We start from the raw sequence: 16266 nt of genomic DNA, 5'->3' as shown, positions 1-16266 counted from the left end.
CTGTATAAACTACTGTATATCCAGTTTGCCTCTGGAGCACGCCATGAAACAAGCCGACCTCGAAGCCCTCGAGCAGACACTGGCTAGCCTCCCTGTAGATCTCAAGAAATATCTTGCAGATCAGCTTATTGGGCAAATTAGCTCCCAAGCAGATACCCTGCTTGAAACTGCGAAATCCCACCTTCTATGCCCGCACTGTGGCGGTGAACACCCAGTCAAGTGGGGGCGCAGCGGCGGCCTGCAGCGGTATCGGTGTCGGAATCCCGTGTGTCACAAGACGTTCAATGCCCTCACAGGTACGCCCCTGGCCAAGCTGCAGCACCGCGACAAATGGTTCGACTACCTGCGCTGCATGCGAGACAGCCTGACGTTACGCGTCTCGGCGGCCCGATTGGGCATCGACTTGAAGACGGCCTTTCGTTGGCGACATCGCTTCCTGAAAACGAGCGCTCAAGGCAACGCCAACCCACTATCCGGCATCATTGAGGTAGACGAAACTTTCTTCCTGGAGTCATGCAAAGGAAAGCGCAATATCACGCACCGCAAACCTCGAAAGCGGGGTGGGCAAGGCAACAAGAAGAAAAAAGTGGATAGAATTCCTGTGCTTATTGCGCGTGACCGTAATGGAAAGATCAGTGAGCTGATGGATCCGGCGCTCAAAAAGTCCACTGTCCATGAGTTTCTGGCACCAATCATCGATCGCGACTCTATTTTATGTTCTGACGGACACCGCTGGTATAAAACTTTTTCTCGCGATTATGGCGTTGCCCATCATCGGCTGATCGTATTCGATAATCAGCGGGTGATCGGGAAGGAGTACCACATCCAGAACGTCAACAGCTATATGAGCCGATTGAAGGGTTGGATGGCGCGCTTTCATGGGGTGGGGACCGCGTACTTACATAATTATCTGGCGTGGCGGCGATTGTTTGAAACCGTGCCTCCATCTGAGGAGGCGTGGTTTCGGGCAGCGATAGGTGCGAACCAACAGCAGATACCAACATAGCCATGTACATACAGTATTATTGGCACTGGCAAAACGCGCAAGCGTGCGAATTCTGTATAGGTGGCCAAGGTTTCCTTTGGGTTTCATGAAATCAAAGGGTTAGCTGGCAAAAGCTTGCGATGATAAGATTGTTGAACGCGCATGCTCGTTCAAGTCAATAAACGAGCACGCTGTCTAATACCTGTTGAACTAAACCGCTTCGCGGTAGCTGTCGTCGAATCCTGTCTCTCGCTTTACCGAACCACACTGTTCATTGACCCACGAGGGTCACTGAACAGGAGTGACGACGATGACTGCCTTACGACAGGCGATGATTGAGGCCATGCGTCAGCATGGCTTCGCGCAACGCACCCAGCATACCTACCTGATGGTGATCACTGACCTGGCGCGCTATTTCCACCTACCGCCAGACACATTGAGCCCTGACGACCTGCAACGCTTCTTCAACCACCTGGTTCAGGAGCGCGGTTTGTCAGCCGCCAGCTGCCGCGTCTATCTGCACGGCGTGCGATTCCTGTACCTCCACGTGTTGCACTGGCCGTCGGTTGAGGTATCGCCCGTGGTGCCGAAGACACCGCAACGGATTCCGGAATTGCTGACTCGCGACGACGTCCGGCGGATCTTGGCCGCGTGCCAAAACCCCAAGCATCGCATGATGCTCGAACTGTGCTACGGCTGCGGGTTGCGCGTGAGTGAGGTCTGCCACCTGCGGGTTCGGGACATCGACAGCCAGCGTGGCCAGCTACGTGTCGCCCAGGGCAAGGGCGCGAAGGATCGCATGGTCTTGCTCTCGGTGACCCTGCTAGATCGCTTGCGTGATTACTGGCGTGCCTACCGGCCGCCGACTTGGCTGTTTCCGAGCGCGCTGTTCCCGGATCGCGCGCTGCATCCGAGCGCGCCGCAGAAGGCCTTTACCCAGGCCAAGCGCCAGGCTGGTATAGAACGGGTCGGTGGCATTCACAGCCTGCGCCATGCCTACGCCACGCATGTCCTGGAGCAGGGTATGCCCGTCCATCAGCTTCAACGGTTGCTGGGCCACCGAAGCGTCCAGTCGACGATGCGCTACCTGCACTGGCTGCCGGGCCAGCAGGGGATGAGTCAGGGCCCCATCGACCTGGTGGCCGGCCTGGAGGTGGCCCATGACTGAGACAGCCACCCTCCAACAGGCCCTGGCTCGCTTTTTCAATCCGGCCGGCCTGGATCGTCAGCGCCAACGCGTATGCCGCTATCTACTCGCCTGTCGCACCGAGGCGATGGGCGGGACGGTCTTGCAGTGTACGGACTGCGACCACACCCAGCCGCACTACTTTGGCTGTCGCGATCGCCACTGCCCGCAGTGCCAAGGCCGCGCCATGCATCAGTGGGCCGAGCGTCAGCAGGCGAACATCCTGCCGGTGCGCTACTACCACGTCGTGTTCACCCTGCCGCACAGCCTCAACGGCTGGGTCCAGCTTCACCCCGAGGTGATTTACCGGCTGCTGTTCCAGAGTGCCTGGCACACCCTCAGATCCTTCGGTCGCGATCCCAAGCGTCTCGGCGGCGAGATGGGCATGAGCGCCGTGCTTCACACCTGGGGCCAGAACCTGAGCCAGCACGTGCACCTGCATTGCCTGGTCCCGGGCGGTGCGCTGGGCGACGATGGCGGCTGGCATGGGGCTCGCAGCCATTATCTGTTCCCGGTCCGAGCCCTGTCGCGCCACTTTCGCGGGCACTTGGTCAGTGGGTTGCGTCAGGCCGCCACGGCTGGCGAACTCCACCGAGTCACCCGGCCCGGTGACGTGGATGACCAGCTCAACGCCTTGATGGCCACCGAGTGGGTGGTTTACAGCAAGGACTGTCTCGAACACACCGACACGGTGGTGCGCTACCTGGCGCGCTACACGCGACGGATCGCTATCAGCAACGCCCGCATCCTCGCGGTGGACGACCGCCAGGTGACCCTGCGCTACAAGGACTACCGCGACTGTGATCGGCGGAAACAGCTCGTCCTCGATGGGGAGGAGTTCGTGCGCCGCTTCCTGCTCCACGTCCTACCCAAGGGGCTGATGCGGGTCCGTCACTACGGCTTTCTGGCCAATCGTTGCCGGCGACGACGCCTGGCACAGATCCGCCAAGCGCTGGCAGTCGCTGAGGTGACGCCGGATGCCGATTCTGCCGCCAGCGACCCGGAGCCGACCTACACCTGCCCGCACTGCCGGCAACCGACACTGCGGGTGATCGGGACCCTCGCCCCGCGCAGACCCACATGTGGCCGACCACCGAACCACAGGGAGCAACGTTATCGAGCATGAAGTAACGCCATAACCCCGCCTTATTCATGAGGCCGGCCTGAAAACGAAGATAGCGGATGGCATTCTCTTGTAAAATCAGTGTGTTCCGCCAAGAACCTGATCCAAGAGAGCCATCCGCTATGGGTGAAAGCGTATCTCCCTGGATTCCGTCCTGCAACGGGTCCATCCGCGTTGAGCTCGACGGCCAACGCACCACCAGCGACAGCGGCGCGCTGCTGCTGCGGGAAGCCCTCGACAGCAGCGGCGTGATCGAGGCGCTCGACGACAACCTAGTCGATCCGCGCCATCCGCTGCGCATTCGCCACTCGCTGGCCAGCCAGATACGCACCTTGGTGCTACAGCGGGCGATGGGCTGGATCGATCTCAGCGATACCGACACGCTGCGACGTGATCCGCTCTGGCAGCTGGCCTGCAGTGATGCGCGTGGGCTGACGCCCCTGGCCCAAGACCGGCCCTCTCAAGCCACGCTGTCCAGGCTGCTCACCTGCCTGGGCCGCAACGACAACATCGATGCCGTGCACGAGGGCCTGCTGCGGCTGGTGGTCTGGCGCCTGACCGCGCTGAAGAACGGCGAGCGGCCTAAGCAGCTAACGCTGGACATCGACGGCCTGCCGATCGAGGTTCACGGCCACCAGGGCGGTTCGGCCTATCATGGCCTGTACGGCACCCGGATCTATTCGCCGCTGGTGGCCTCGCTGGCCGAGACCGGTGACATGGTGGGCGGCCTGCTGCGAGAGGGCAACGCCGGTCCGGCCGAGAACGCCGACACCTGGATCCCCCATCTGGTGAAGCGGCTCAACGAGAGCACCGGCGCCCAGGTTCGGGTGCGCATCGATGCCGGATTTACCGACAATGACACCTTGGAGGCCCTGGAAACGCGCGACATCGAGTATCTGGGCCGGTTGCGCAGCCACAAGGGCCTGCAGACACTGGCGGCGCCCTACCTGAAGCGGCCCCGCGGCCGACCGCCCGAACAGCCTCGCGAATGGTGCTATGACCTTGAATACCAAGCCGGTTCCTGGCCAGCGCCACGACGCGTGGTGTTGGTGGTGCAGGAGCGCCCCGATGACTTGCTGCTGCATGCCTTCTTCCTGGTCACCAACCTCGGCAAGTTCGACTGGCCGCCGGAAAAGGTCTTGGCGCTCTATCGCAAGCGCGGCAGCGCCGAGGCCCACATGGGCGAGGTGAAATCGGCGCTGGACGTGCACCTGTCGTCGACGGATCGCGGTGCCTCCACGGTCCAGGACGTCATGGCCCGCAACGAGGTGAGCCTGCTACTGAGCCTCTACGCCTATCAGGTCCTGCATGGCCTGCGCTGCTTGCTGGTGCGTCAGACCCGGCAGGGCTGGAGTCTGAGCCGGATGCGCGAGCAGGTGCTCAAGGTAGCGGCGACGCTCTCGCTTCACGCTCGGCGCATCACCATTCACCTCGGTGATGCGGCTGACAAATGGTGGCCTGCCTTGCTGAAGGGGCTGCCAAAGCTGACCGCGCTGGACTGACTCGTCGGCGATACCACCACCGATCCATGCGTACAGCAGCCCCACCTCGGCTGATGATGACGGCTGCACGAATGACGGTAGTCCATTCCTGTAGGCTATAAACATAACGGAAAGATGCGCTGTTTTTGCATATGGCAGCGGATTCTCATGCTGCCAACGCGGTGCCGGTAGGCCGGTGTTGGCAGCGCGGGCTGAAAACCCACTCAGCCAGCGCTCTCATGAATAAGGCGGGATAACCCACAACGGACTCGACTATCCGGCCCGCTCGCGGGTTGCGGCGGCGCTCGTCTCGGTGATGGATGTTGGCGAGCAGGCGCGCTACATTGGGGCAAATTGGCCCCAGAGGGAACGGTCAGGGAAAACGCATGAAAAACCGCTCTATGACGGGCTTCGTGGCGCTTTACCAGTAGGAGCTAATGTGGTCATCTAACGACTTTTGCTCATGGATGACCTCATGCTGACACCATCGCTTATGCACCATTTATCGATCGTTCCCGACTTCCGCCAGGCCTGGAAAGTGCAGCATCAGCTGTCGGATATCCTGTTCCTGACGGTCTGTGCAGTGATCTGTGGTGCCGAGGGTTGGGACGAAATCGAGGACTTTGGCCACGCGAAGCTCGATTTTCTCCGTCAGTACGGCGATTTTGAGGCTGGCGTGCCCAGCCATGACACCTTGGCCAGGGTCATGGCCCTGGTGAATGCCGAGCAGTTGCAAAGCGCATTCGCCGAGTGGATGAAGGCCTGTCACGATGTGACGGAGGGCGCGGTGGTGGCCATCGATGGCAAGACGCTGCGAGGGTCGTACTGCCGAGGGAAGGGCAAAGGGGCGATACACATGGTCAGTGCCTTCAGTGCGGCGAATGGCGTGGTGCTGGGCCAGGTCAAGACGGCGGAGAAATCCAACGAGATCACGGCGATTCCCGAGCTACTCAAGCTTCTCAATCTGCAAGGTTGCTTGGTGACGATCGATGCCATGGGTTGCCAAAAGAAGATCGCCACTCAGGTGCTGCGGAAGGGCGCCGATTACCTGTTGTCGGTGAAGGAAAATCAGCCAGCCCTGGCGGATGCCTTCGAGGCAGCGTTTCCCATGCCCAAGGTGGTCAACTTTGAAGGGGATGCGTATGTCACGGACGAGAAGAATCGGGGCCGGCAAGAGACTCGATACCATATTGTCAGCGAGGTTACTGAAGAATTTCAGGAGCTTAGCTATGAATGGCCAGGCCTGAAAACGGTGGGCGTGGTGATGAGTTTCCGCCAGGAAGGCGATGAGGTGCCAGAAGCCCCGATGATCCGCTACTACATCAGCTCTGCCGAGCTGAGCGCCAAGAAGCTCGCCGAAGCGGCTCGCCAGCATTGGTTTGTCGAGAATAAGCTCCACTGGTCCTTGGACGTCGCGCTCCGCGAGGATGCTTGCAAAATCCACCGCGGTCAGGCGGCGGAAAACCTCGCCAGGATGCGCCATATCGCCTTGAATTACCTGAAAGGGGAGAGCCGTTTCAAAGGCGGCATCCGGCGAAAGCAGAAGAAAGCGGCACTGGATGAGACTTACCTCGCAGACATTCTCGCGGTGTAGGGTTTTTCATGCGTTTTCCCTGAGGGAACGGTGATCATGGTCAACATCACGGCTCGAACGCGTCACCACAGGTCTGTATCTGCGCGACCGGATGCCCCAGGCCGCACTCCGTGGAATACAATACCCTATAGAAGCTGCAGAGCAGCCTGATGGGCGGCTTAGTCCAACAGGCATTTATACGCCATGCTCCGCACGGCGTATAAATGCTGAACAGTTAGGCAAAAGAGGGAAAGCTTTGAGTGTAATCGAGCTGACTGAACCAATGGATGACGAGGCGTTAAGAACTGTCCAATTTTTCCGAGACCGCCTCGCGGAGCTTGAGCGGAACTGGATAGAGCTTGAAAGCAAAGGATTCACTGTTTCAGGATGGGTGGGTCATGATTCCGACGGGAAATTCAACACTACTGGGATTCCAGTAAGTGTTCACCGCCTGAAAGGGCTGTATATTGATTTTCGCTTCTTTTGGGGTAATGAAGAACCCTCGCATTTCTTCACGGTTCAGGGGCTCATTGGAAAGCACTGTCGTGATTCGAATATGGTCAAGGCGGCCCTCAAGCACAACAAACGGCAGTGGCAGCGAGCTGGGGCCGGAAAAAAGTGGCATGGTTTGGATACTGAAGAGATGATCCGTGCAATATTCTATGGGTCTATCATCCACCAAGCAGAAGATAAGCAAGCTGCTTTGCAGAATGTTAAATCCGTCCTGTCGGAGCCTGCAGCGCACCATTTTCTAGCCTGTACAATTTGGGCGCGGACCTATCCACTTCGGAGTCTTGAGTGGATGCTATCCCCACTTACTAAGGATCAGCAGGTTGTTCAGGTTCCAGATTGCTTTGCCTAACAAGGCCAGTCACCGTGACGTCTTTTTCGTTGCGGCTTCGCCTTCACTACAAAGCCGCACGTGCTGGCGGCGTTATACATGAGGCGGAACTCTTATGAGCCTGAAAAATCACTTTGAATTGCTAGCCACTTACAATCAGTGGATGAACTCGAAGGTTTATGCGGCTGCGGGACAGCTTTCTACGACAGATTTGGCGAAAGACCGTGGAGCCTTTTTTGGCTCCATCCTGGGAACTCTGAACCACATCCTCGTTGGCGATACCATTTGGCTCAAACGTTTTGCTACCCATCCGTCCTGCCTGAACTCATTGCGAGAGGTCGCGGACCTTCAAAGTCCTACGGGCCTGAATCAGATTCTATTTGAAGGTCTTGGTGGCTTATCTGAGCGGCGAATCTGGCTGGATCGCCAGATTATCAACTGGACAGCCGAGCTATCCGAAGGTGATCTGGATTTCGTCCTCAGCTACCACAACACCAAAGGGATTTCTGCCAATAAACGATATTCGAGCCTGGTGCTTCATTTCTTTAACCATCAGACTCATCATCGAGGACAAGTTTCTACTTTGCTATCACAGGTGGGCGTGGATATCGGGGTTACTGACCTATTGGCTCAGATCCCGGAGGAGACTCATGTATAACCAGCCGCTGTTGCCGGACAATTTTCCCACCGCTTTGCGGCTCCAAAATTGCCGCAAAGCTCGGCGTTAGGTTTTCGCCAGGGGCCCAATGTGAGTGATTGTGGCGAGGAAGTCTCATAAAATAGAGCGGAGTGATTAATCTATGCTGTGCATTATCTGTCGAGAAGATAAAGAAGACATGAGCGACGAGCATGTGATACCCGACTCTCTCGGTGGCTTCTATCACATATTCAATGTTTGCAAGACCTGCAATTCAAAGATGGGCGAGAAAGTCGATTCGCATCTGGTTAATCATAAATTGACAGATTTGTACAGATTCGCTCAAGAGCTAGAAGGTAAAAGTGGCAGCCTTCCTAATCCTTTCGCTGGCACTTTTGTGGAAGAAGGGAATCCTGAAGTTAAAGCCAGAGTAGAAGTCAATAAAGAAGGGAAGTTGGAAGTTCTGTACCACCCAGTCATTAAGCTGAAGGAGGATGCTGGAGTGGTTCAGTCTATTGAAATTGCCGTGGACTCAAAAGATGAGGGGAAGATTGATGGTATTCTCAATAAAATCATTAAGCGAAAGGGTATTTCTGAGTCTGCAATTGTCAAAGGAGAACGGCGGTGCGAGATTAGGACTGGCGGGGTTGGTGGAAGGTGGGAGATAGATATTCTGAAATTCAAGATAGGCTTGCTAAAGATCGCCTATGAATTTGCAGTTGACTCTATCCCGGATTATTTCTTGGATGCTGACGCTATAAAGATCTCAAAAATCCTCGAGAATGCTGACTACGAAGGCGTGAAGGAGTATGTAAAGATTGGATCAGGCTTGCAGCCTGAAATATTTGAGCCATTCGCCGGCTACTTGGATTTATCGAGCAAGAAGCACTACTTGATTTTGACTTCGGCAGAGTCCTGCTTGTTGTGCCTAGTTAAGCTCCATGAGGTTTTCTCTATTGGTGTTGTTTTATCCAAGAGAAAATTCCTGGGTTTCACCGAAACCATTATTGGTGTGAATGACATTGACGGTGGAAGTTTCCGTAAGCTGCGTATGTCTGACCTCATAAGCGAGTGTATGGGGCCTTTGCAAACTAGATTCTGCTATTGCTTTCACGATGAGTATGAGCGGGCCACGGGTGAGCCAGAAGTCAGCTCTCCAGGTTATTGTTATGAGGGAGGTGATAAGGGAGAGATTTCGCTATATAAGAGGAATGGGGAAAAATACCCGTTTCTAGCTCATCAGCTATTGGAAAGAAGCTACTGCCAATCACGCAAAAATGGAAGTTGGCAAATAGATGTGTTCTGGTTTGACCAACTTCAAGAATACTACGTGAAGTCTGTTGGATCAGGAAACTTGTATCGGGTCATCGCGCTGGAAATGAGCCGAGAGCAAATTAAAAAGGTATAGAGCAATGTCTTGCGGCGACAATGAAAAACCTAACAAGGCCAAGCACGGCGACGGCTTTTCCGTTGCGGCTTCGCCTTCACTCCAAAGCCGCGCGTGTTGGCGGCGTAAGGCATCATCTGACGCATGATTAGAACGGAAAGATTGATACTTCGGCAGTGGGATGACGAAGACCTCTATCCCTTTTCGAAGATGTGCCGGGATAAAGACGTAATGGAGTTCTTCCCGAAACTTCTGACGGAGGAAGAAAGCTACAGCATGGGGAAAAAAATCAAGTCTCTCATTGCTGAGCGTGGGTGGGGGTTCTGGGCTTTAGAGATCCCTGGTCAAAGCAAGTTTGCTGGATTTGTTGGACTTCATATCCCCAAAGAAAGCATGCCGTTCTCACCATGTGTTGAGATCGGCTGGCGTCTTGCTAAACGATATTGGGGCATGGGTTACGCGACAGAGGCCGCCAATGAGTCATTGCGGTATGCTTTTACTCACTTGGATTTAGAAGAGGTGGTCTCTTTTACGACAGTTGGCAACATGCGTTCCCAAGCCGTCATGGAAAAAATTGGGATGTCCTATGCCAGCAATTTTGAGCATCCGGACTTAGAACCTTCTGACCCTCTTTGTGAGCATGTTTTGTACAAGATAAGCAGAGATCACTGGGAGCTACATGCCTTATAACCAGGCCAGGCACAGCGACGGCTTTTTCGTTGCGGCTTCGCCTTCACTACGAAGCCGCGCGTGCTGGCGGCGTTAGCTCAAAGGATCAGGTAGTAATGACTCTGCAAGAGAGAATGAACAAAGCGCTTGGCGTACCAAAGCGACATATCCCTCAGCGTGCGGTCAAGTCACACTTAGCTCGGAATTTTTGGACCGATGGGAATCTTTTCATCGATAGATTTGATCAGGTACGTAATTGCGAATCGATGGGTAACAGGAATTTTAGAGCTAAGGCGATCGTTGATCTAGCAATGTCCATAGAGTGTTCACTGAAGTCGCTAATTATATCGCTTAGCAAAGACGACGAGACTCCATCAGGAGCTTATAAAAAAGCGAGGTAACTGTTTAGCTCACGCCGCCTGATCCGTGGCTGTAGGCTGCATGAAGGATGGCACATCACCCGCAAACAGTTGCTCCAGTGCGGTATGCGCCGCCACCCCTTGCTTGACGGCGGTCGAGAGGAAGCTGCGCATCCGGCAGAAGATCTCCGCCCCCTCCCAGGAGCGGAAGCAGCCCGAGATTTTCTGCTGGACCTTGGTCATTCGCAGATCGCGTTCCCCCTGGTTGTTGGTGAAGGGAGCGGCAGGGTCGTCGAGGAAGCGCAACACGTCGTCCTCGTACGCCTGGAGGCGTTCCAGGAGGTTGCGCGACTTGGTGCGCTTGGCCCGGCCTCGCGTTCCAGGTGGCGGTTTCACCGGCGGGGGGCACTCGGCGTCCCCTTTCGCCAGGCAATCTCGATAGCGCTGCCGCCAGGCTCGGGTCTCATCGGCCGAGAGGCAGCCGTCGGCCACCTCCACGGCGCGATGCATCTCCAACAACAGGTCATGCAAGGCCTTGGCCCATGCCTGGCCATCGTTCTCCCAGGCCGCTGTCAGCTCCCGAAGGTGGTGCGCATTACAGAGCGCGTGCCGGCAATCCGGATAGCGGTAGTAGGGCTTCCAGTGATCATGCACCAGCACGCCACGCACGAAGGGCAATACGCCGATGGCGTCCATCGCTTCCTGGCCGCGCTTGGGGTGCGGGGCCAACCAGGTCAGGGCCTCGTTGGAGGCGCTGTGTAGCCAGTAGCGTTTGCCACCGACCTGCATTCCGGTTTCATCGGCATGGACGGTGGCTGCTTCACGTAGCGCCGGGATCACCCACTCGGCGAACGCCTCGGCCCGCTGGTAGGCCTCCTGGTTGAAGGCGAACAGGGTGCCGGTGCTCAGCGACAGGCCGCACTGCGAGGTGAGCAACTCGCGGATACGCGCATAGGGCAACAGCTGATACTGGGAGAGATAGACGACATGCGCCTTGAGGCGAGGGCCATACTGGATGGGGCGAGTCACGCCCTCGGGGAATGGCGCCACGTAGCGTTGCCCCTGATCATCTTCGAGGACCTCAGCCTGATATTCGGTGACCACGGCCTGGATTACGATGTCCTGCACTTGGCGCGTTTCGACGCCGACCGGGCGGTAAGAACGCCCCTTGGGGAGTTGCCGACGATCGACACGGAGCTTGACCACCTCGTCGGGGTCCGTCACCGGCGCCAACGTCTTACCCTCATGCCCTGGCTGTCCGCCGGGGCGCCGCTCGCCTTTGGCGCGCGAGCGGCGCTGGCGATTGGGATCCTGGGACGGTGGCTTGCTGCTGTTGCGGCTACTGGTGGCCAGGCGATCGGCCATGAGCTTGACCAGCAACATCAGCACATCGATGGCCGCACGCAGCGACGGAGAGACCGTCTGGTCTTCCTTGAGCTGCTGTCGGACCCGCTCCAGAGCCTCGTCGACGTTGATATCGCTGATGGTCATGTCACCGCATAGATATGCCGAAGGATTAGGCACACTATGCCAGAAAAATCAGGTGGTTGGCGACAGGCTATCCGCAACCACCTGAATAGTTACAAAGCGAGAAAGAAAGGCCACAAACTAGATGCCCTTTTTGATGAGGTAACGGCTCGGGCTTTCAGAAGGTTAAAAATTCCTAAGAAGTCCGAATCAGTGTTCTCGGATTTAAGACTTCTGGGAGTAGGGTCTAGGTATTCCTATGAGGTCTGGCTTCTTCGTTTTCAGTCAGAGTCTGTTTCGCTCTTTCTGGGAGAGGATTTAATATCGAGAACGGTCGATGAGCCAGAGTGGGCTAGAAGTGTTAGGAACGAAGCCGTTCGCCTGAATCAAGTGGCATCGAGAGCTCACTTTCGCTTCATGTCGAAACATAGCATTCTGAGTGGAAGTAGGTTGACAGCGTACAAGCGAGCAATGGATCAATTCATTCATGATGCTGCTCGATAGCAGAGCTAACCAGGCCAATCATGGCGACAGCTTTTTCGTTGCGGCTTCGCCTCCACTACAAAGCTGCGCGTGTTGGCAGCGTTAAACTGTCCAAAAAAAAGCCCCGAGTCAGTCACCTGGCTCGGGGCTTTTGCGTGTTGCCGTTGCGATTACCTGGCGGCGAGTGCCACCCCCACCTTGGAGCGGTTGGGTCGGCCGATGGTCTGGGTGATCCAGGTGCCGGTGGCGGCAAGGGCGTCGAGGTCGATGCCGGTCTCGATGCCGAGGCCGTTGAGCAGGTAGACCACGTCCTCGCTTGCCACGTTGCCGGAGGCGCCCTTGGCGTAGGGGCAGCCGCCGAGGCCGGCGACGGAGCTGTCCACCACGGCGATGCCTTCCTCCAGCACCGCGTAGAGGTTGGCCAGCGCCTGGCCGTAGGTGTCGTGGAAGTGGGCGGCGAGCTTGTCCATGGGCACCTCGCGGCTTACCGCCTCGAGCATGCGCTTGGCCTTGAGCGGGGTGCCCACGCCGATGGTGTCGCCTAGCGACACCTCGTAGCAGCCCATTTCATAGAGCGCCTTGGACACTTCGGCCACCTTGGCGGGGGCGATCTCACCCTCGTAGGGGCAGCCCAGCACGGTGGAGACGTAGCCGCGCACCCGCACGCCGGCGGCCTGGGCGCGCTCCAGCACCGGTTCGAAGCGCGCCAGGGACTCGGCCACGGAGCAGTTGATGTTCTTCTGGGAGAAGGCCTCGGAGGCCGCGCCGAACACCGCCACCTCCTCGACGCCGCACTCGAGTGCCGCTTCCAGCCCCTTGAGGTTGGGGGTCAGCGCCGCGTAGGTGACGCCCTCGAGCCGGGCGAGGTTCTGCATCACCTCGCGGTGGTCGGCCATCTGCGGCACCCACTTGGGCGAGACGAAGCTGGCGGCCTCGATGTAGCTGAGGCCGGCCGCGCCCAGGCGGTCGATCAGCTCCAGCTTGGTGGCGGTGCTGATCGGCTCGGGCTCGTTCTGCAGGCCGTCGCGGGGGCCGACCTCGACCAGGCGGACGTGTTGGGGGAATGCCATTGGGAGTTCTCCGATGGTTCTGCAGGGCGCCTGAGGCGTGATTCGCCCATTCGCCGATAAATCGGGCTCCTACAAGGGCCGGGGTAGGCCCTGCAGGAGCCTTGATGTTACTCCTCCGGGGCGAATTCGAGCAGCACGTCGCCCTGGCCCACGGTGTCGCCGGCGGCGAAGTGGAAGCTCGCCACGTGGCCATCGGCGGGGGCGGACATGGTGTGCTCCATCTTCATGGCTTCCATGACCATCAGCGGCATGCCTTTCTCCACCTTCTGGCCCGGCTCCACCAGCAGCGCCACCACGGTGCCGTGCATGGGCGCGGTGAGGGTGGATTCCGCCTCGTGCTGGCCGTGGTCGATGGCGTCGATGCGGCGCCAGAACAGGCGGGTCTCTCCGCTCGGGTCGGCCATCACCACCACGCCGTTTTGGCCCAGGCGGGCCTGCAGGCGGCGGCGGTGGCCGTCGAGGGTCACCGCCACGGCGTCGCCTTCCAGGTGCTGCAGGCGGGCGGTGAGGGTGGTGTCGCCGATGGTCAGGTGCCAGGGGTCGGCGTCGGTCTCTCGGGTGCCTTCCACGATCACCACGCCTTCGGCGTCCGGCGCCTGGGCATTGGTCAGGTTCTGGCCGGTGGCGCAAAGGGCCAGGCGGATGGTGTGCGGCGCGTTGAGGCGGAAGCCGTCATGGCGATCCCAGGGGGAGTCGCTCTCGCACTCGCGGGCCAGCTGCTTGAGGCCGATCAGCGCCGCGGCGGCGTAGGCCTCGGTGGTGATCTCCTGGGTGGCGAACAGGGTGGCTTCGTTCTTCTCGATGAAGCGGGTGTCGAGCTCGCAGCCCTTGAAGGCGGGGTGGGTGGCCAGGCGCTGCAGGAAGGCGCGGTTGGTGACCACGCCCTGCACGTCCAGCGCCGCCAGGGCCCGGTTGAGGGTGGCCAGCGCCTGGTCGCGGTCGTCACCGTGGACGATCAGCTTGGCGAGCATCGGGTCGTAGTGCATGGAGACGACGTCGCCGCTCTCCACGCCGCTGTCCAGGCGCACCTTGGCGGGGTCCAGGCCGGCGCCCACCAGATCCAGGGCGAAGCGGTCCAGACGGCCGGTGGCGGGCAGGAAGTCCTGCTCCGGGTCCTCGGCGTAGAGGCGCGCCTCGAAGCTGTGGCCGGTGATGGTCAGCTCATCCTGCGCGAGCGGGAGCCGCTCGCCCATGGCCACGCGTAGCTGCCACTCGACCAGGTCCTGGCCGGTGATCATCTCGGTGACCGGGTGCTCCACCTGCAGGCGGGTGTTCATCTCCATGAAGAAGAAGGAGCCGTCCGCATCCAGCAGGAACTCCACGGTGCCGGCGCCCACGTAGCCGATCTCGCGGGCGGCGCGCACGGCGGCCTCGCCCATCTCGCGGCGGAGTTCGGCGCTCATGCCCGGGGCCGGGGCTTCCTCGAGCACCTTCTGGTGGCGGCGCTGCACGGAGCAGTCGCGCTCGAAGAGGTAGACGCCGTTGCCGTGGCTGTCGCAGAACACCTGTACCTCCACGTGGCGCGGCTGGGTCAGGTACTTCTCGATCAGCATGCGCTGGTCGCCGAAGGCGGCCTGGGACTCGCGGCGGCAGCCGTCCAGGGCGGCCTGGAAGCCCGCGGCGGATTCCACCACGCGCATGCCCTTGCCGCCGCCGCCGGCGCTGGCCTTGAGCAGCACCGGGTAGCCGATCTTGTCCGCCTCGCTCTTGAGCAGGGCGTCATCCTGGTCGTCGCCGTGGTAGCCCGGCACCAGGGGCACGCCGGCGTGGGACATGCGCTCCTTGGCGGCGGACTTGTCGCCCATGGCGGCGATGGCCGAGGCGGGCGGGCCGACGAAGGTGATGCCGGCCTTCTCCAGGGCCTCCACGAAGGGGCCGTTCTCGGAGAGGAAGCCGTAGCCGGGGTGGATGGCGCCGGCGCCGGTGCGGCGTGCGGCCTCGATCACCGCCTCGACCTTGAGATAGCTCTCGCGGGCGGCGGCGGGACCCAGGCGCACGGCCTCGTCGGCCTCACGCACGTGGCGGGCATTGGCGTCGGCGTCGGAGTAGACGGCCACGGTGCGCAGGCCCATGGCGCGCGCGGTGCGCATCACCCGGCAGGCGATCTCGCCGCGGTTAGCGACCAGCAGGGTATCGAATTTCTTCACTTCAGAGGTCATGAGCGGGGCTCCGCGGCATTGTTTTCGGCGGCACTGTTGTCGCTGTCGTTTGTCCAGGCGGGGCGGCGCTTCTCGAAGAAGCTGGCCAGGCCCTCCTGGCCCTCGGCGCTGACGCGCAGCTCGGAGATCACCCGGCAGGTGTGCTCGCGGGTGGCCTTGCTGTCGGGCTCCCGGGCCACCTCGGCCAGCAGCGCCTTGGTGGCGCGCTGGGCCTGGGGCGAGCCGGCGAGCAGGATGTCGAGCATGGCCTCCACGGCGGCGTCGAGTTCGTCGTGGGGGGCGAGGCGATGCACCAGGCCGAGCGCCAGGGCGGTGGTGGCGTCCATCACCTCGGCGGTGAGCGCGTAGCGGCGCATCTGGCGCTCGCCCAGGGCGCGCTGCACATAGGGGCTGATCACCGCGGGCGACAGGCCGATCTTCACCTCGGAGAGGCAGAACTTGGCCTTCTCGGAGGCGACGACGATATCGCAGCAGGCGGCCAGGCCCACGGCGCCGCCGAAGGCGGCCCCCTGCACGCGGCAGAGGGTGGGGCAGGGCAGGGTGTCGAGCCCGTGCATCAGGGCGGAAAGCTTGCGCGAATCCGCCAGGTTGCCCTCGAAGTCGTACTCCACCATGCGCTTCATCCAGCCGAGGTCGGCCCCGGCGGAGAAGCTCTTGCCCTCGGAGCCCAGCACCACGGCGCGCACCTCGCCGTGGTGGGCGGCGTCGCGCAGACGCTCCAGGTGGGCGTTGAGCTCGGCGATCAGGCTGTCGTCGAAGGCGTTGTGGACCTCGGGGCGCTCCAGCGTCAGCCAGGCGATGCCGCGGTCGTCGAGCTCCAGCCGTGAAAAGGTTGTCTCAGACATA

General features: G+C 59.8%; 13 protein-coding genes. 9 read left to right on the top strand and 4 right to left on the bottom strand.

Annotated elements, in window-relative coordinates; all coding sequences use genetic code 11:
* Positions 1–43 precede the first annotated feature (43 nt).
* The 9 genes from NHL60_RS11235 (at position 44) to NHL60_RS11195 (ending at position 9903) form a co-directional block, all read left to right on the top strand.
* Positions 44–1006, top strand: coding sequence for an IS1595 family transposase (locus NHL60_RS11235; RefSeq protein ID WP_253443297.1), 963 nt, complete (start codon positions 44–46; stop codon positions 1004–1006).
* A gap of 289 nt (positions 1007–1295) precedes the next feature.
* The gene (locus NHL60_RS11230; RefSeq protein ID WP_253443295.1) at positions 1296–2153 is read left to right on the top strand and encodes a site-specific integrase; all 858 of its coding nucleotides are present in this window, start codon (positions 1296–1298) and stop codon (positions 2151–2153) included.
* Entirely contained in the window at positions 2146–3297 is a 1152-nt protein-coding gene (locus NHL60_RS11225) for an IS91 family transposase (RefSeq protein WP_253443293.1), read from the top strand. Before NHL60_RS11230 ends, NHL60_RS11225 begins: the two co-directional genes overlap by 8 nt.
* Positions 3298–3377: 80 nt before the next feature.
* Positions 3378–4796, top strand: a complete 1419-nt coding sequence (locus NHL60_RS11220) for an IS1380 family transposase (RefSeq protein WP_253452014.1) — start codon at positions 3378–3380, stop codon at positions 4794–4796.
* Positions 4797–5250: 454 nt separating this feature from the next.
* Positions 5251–6369, top strand: a complete 1119-nt coding sequence (locus tag NHL60_RS11215) for an ISAs1 family transposase (RefSeq protein WP_253452053.1) — start codon at positions 5251–5253, stop codon at positions 6367–6369.
* Between the two features lie 235 nt (positions 6370–6604).
* A complete protein-coding gene (locus NHL60_RS11210; protein WP_253443291.1) occupies positions 6605–7210 on the top strand; it encodes a hypothetical protein in 606 nt (201 codons plus the stop codon).
* Between the two features lie 94 nt (positions 7211–7304).
* Positions 7305–7847 (top strand): DinB family protein, encoded by a 543-nt coding sequence (locus NHL60_RS11205; RefSeq protein WP_253443289.1) that lies wholly within the window; start codon positions 7305–7307, stop codon positions 7845–7847.
* Positions 7848–7989: 142 nt separating this feature from the next.
* Positions 7990–9234, top strand: coding sequence for an HNH endonuclease (locus tag NHL60_RS11200; protein WP_301271060.1), 1245 nt, complete (start codon positions 7990–7992; stop codon positions 9232–9234).
* Positions 9235–9357: 123 nt separating this feature from the next.
* Positions 9358–9903, top strand: a complete 546-nt coding sequence (locus tag NHL60_RS11195; protein WP_253443285.1) for a GNAT family N-acetyltransferase — start codon at positions 9358–9360, stop codon at positions 9901–9903.
* Between the two features lie 389 nt (positions 9904–10292).
* On the opposite strand, the gene NHL60_RS11190 is transcribed toward NHL60_RS11195, so the two are convergent.
* The 4 genes from NHL60_RS11190 to NHL60_RS11175 form a co-directional block, all read right to left on the bottom strand.
* On the bottom strand, positions 10293–11732 hold the full coding sequence (locus NHL60_RS11190) for an IS66 family transposase (protein WP_218314611.1): 1440 nt from the start codon (positions 11730–11732) through the stop codon (positions 10293–10295).
* 629 nt (positions 11733–12361) lie between these two features.
* Positions 12362–13261 carry a hydroxymethylglutaryl-CoA lyase gene (locus tag NHL60_RS11185; protein WP_253443283.1) on the bottom strand — a complete coding sequence of 300 codons (900 nt, stop codon included), beginning with the start codon at positions 13259–13261 and terminating at the stop codon, positions 12362–12364.
* A 107-nt stretch (positions 13262–13368) separates the two neighbouring features.
* Entirely contained in the window at positions 13369–15420 is a 2052-nt protein-coding gene (locus tag NHL60_RS11180; RefSeq protein ID WP_253443281.1) for an acetyl/propionyl/methylcrotonyl-CoA carboxylase subunit alpha, read from the bottom strand.
* The gene (locus NHL60_RS11175) at positions 15417–16265 is read right to left on the bottom strand and encodes an enoyl-CoA hydratase-related protein (RefSeq protein WP_253443279.1); all 849 of its coding nucleotides are present in this window, start codon (positions 16263–16265) and stop codon (positions 15417–15419) included. The genes NHL60_RS11180 and NHL60_RS11175 overlap by 4 nt, the downstream gene beginning before the upstream one ends.
* Position 16266 lies beyond the last annotated feature (1 nt).

It is taken from the genome of Halomonas sp. Y3, assembly GCF_024137965.1.
In the GTDB taxonomy this organism is placed as follows: domain Bacteria; phylum Pseudomonadota; class Gammaproteobacteria; order Pseudomonadales; family Halomonadaceae; genus Halomonas; species Halomonas mongoliensis.
Note: the sequence above shows the minus strand (reverse complement) of the source record. Positions and strands in the feature narration are given on the sequence as shown.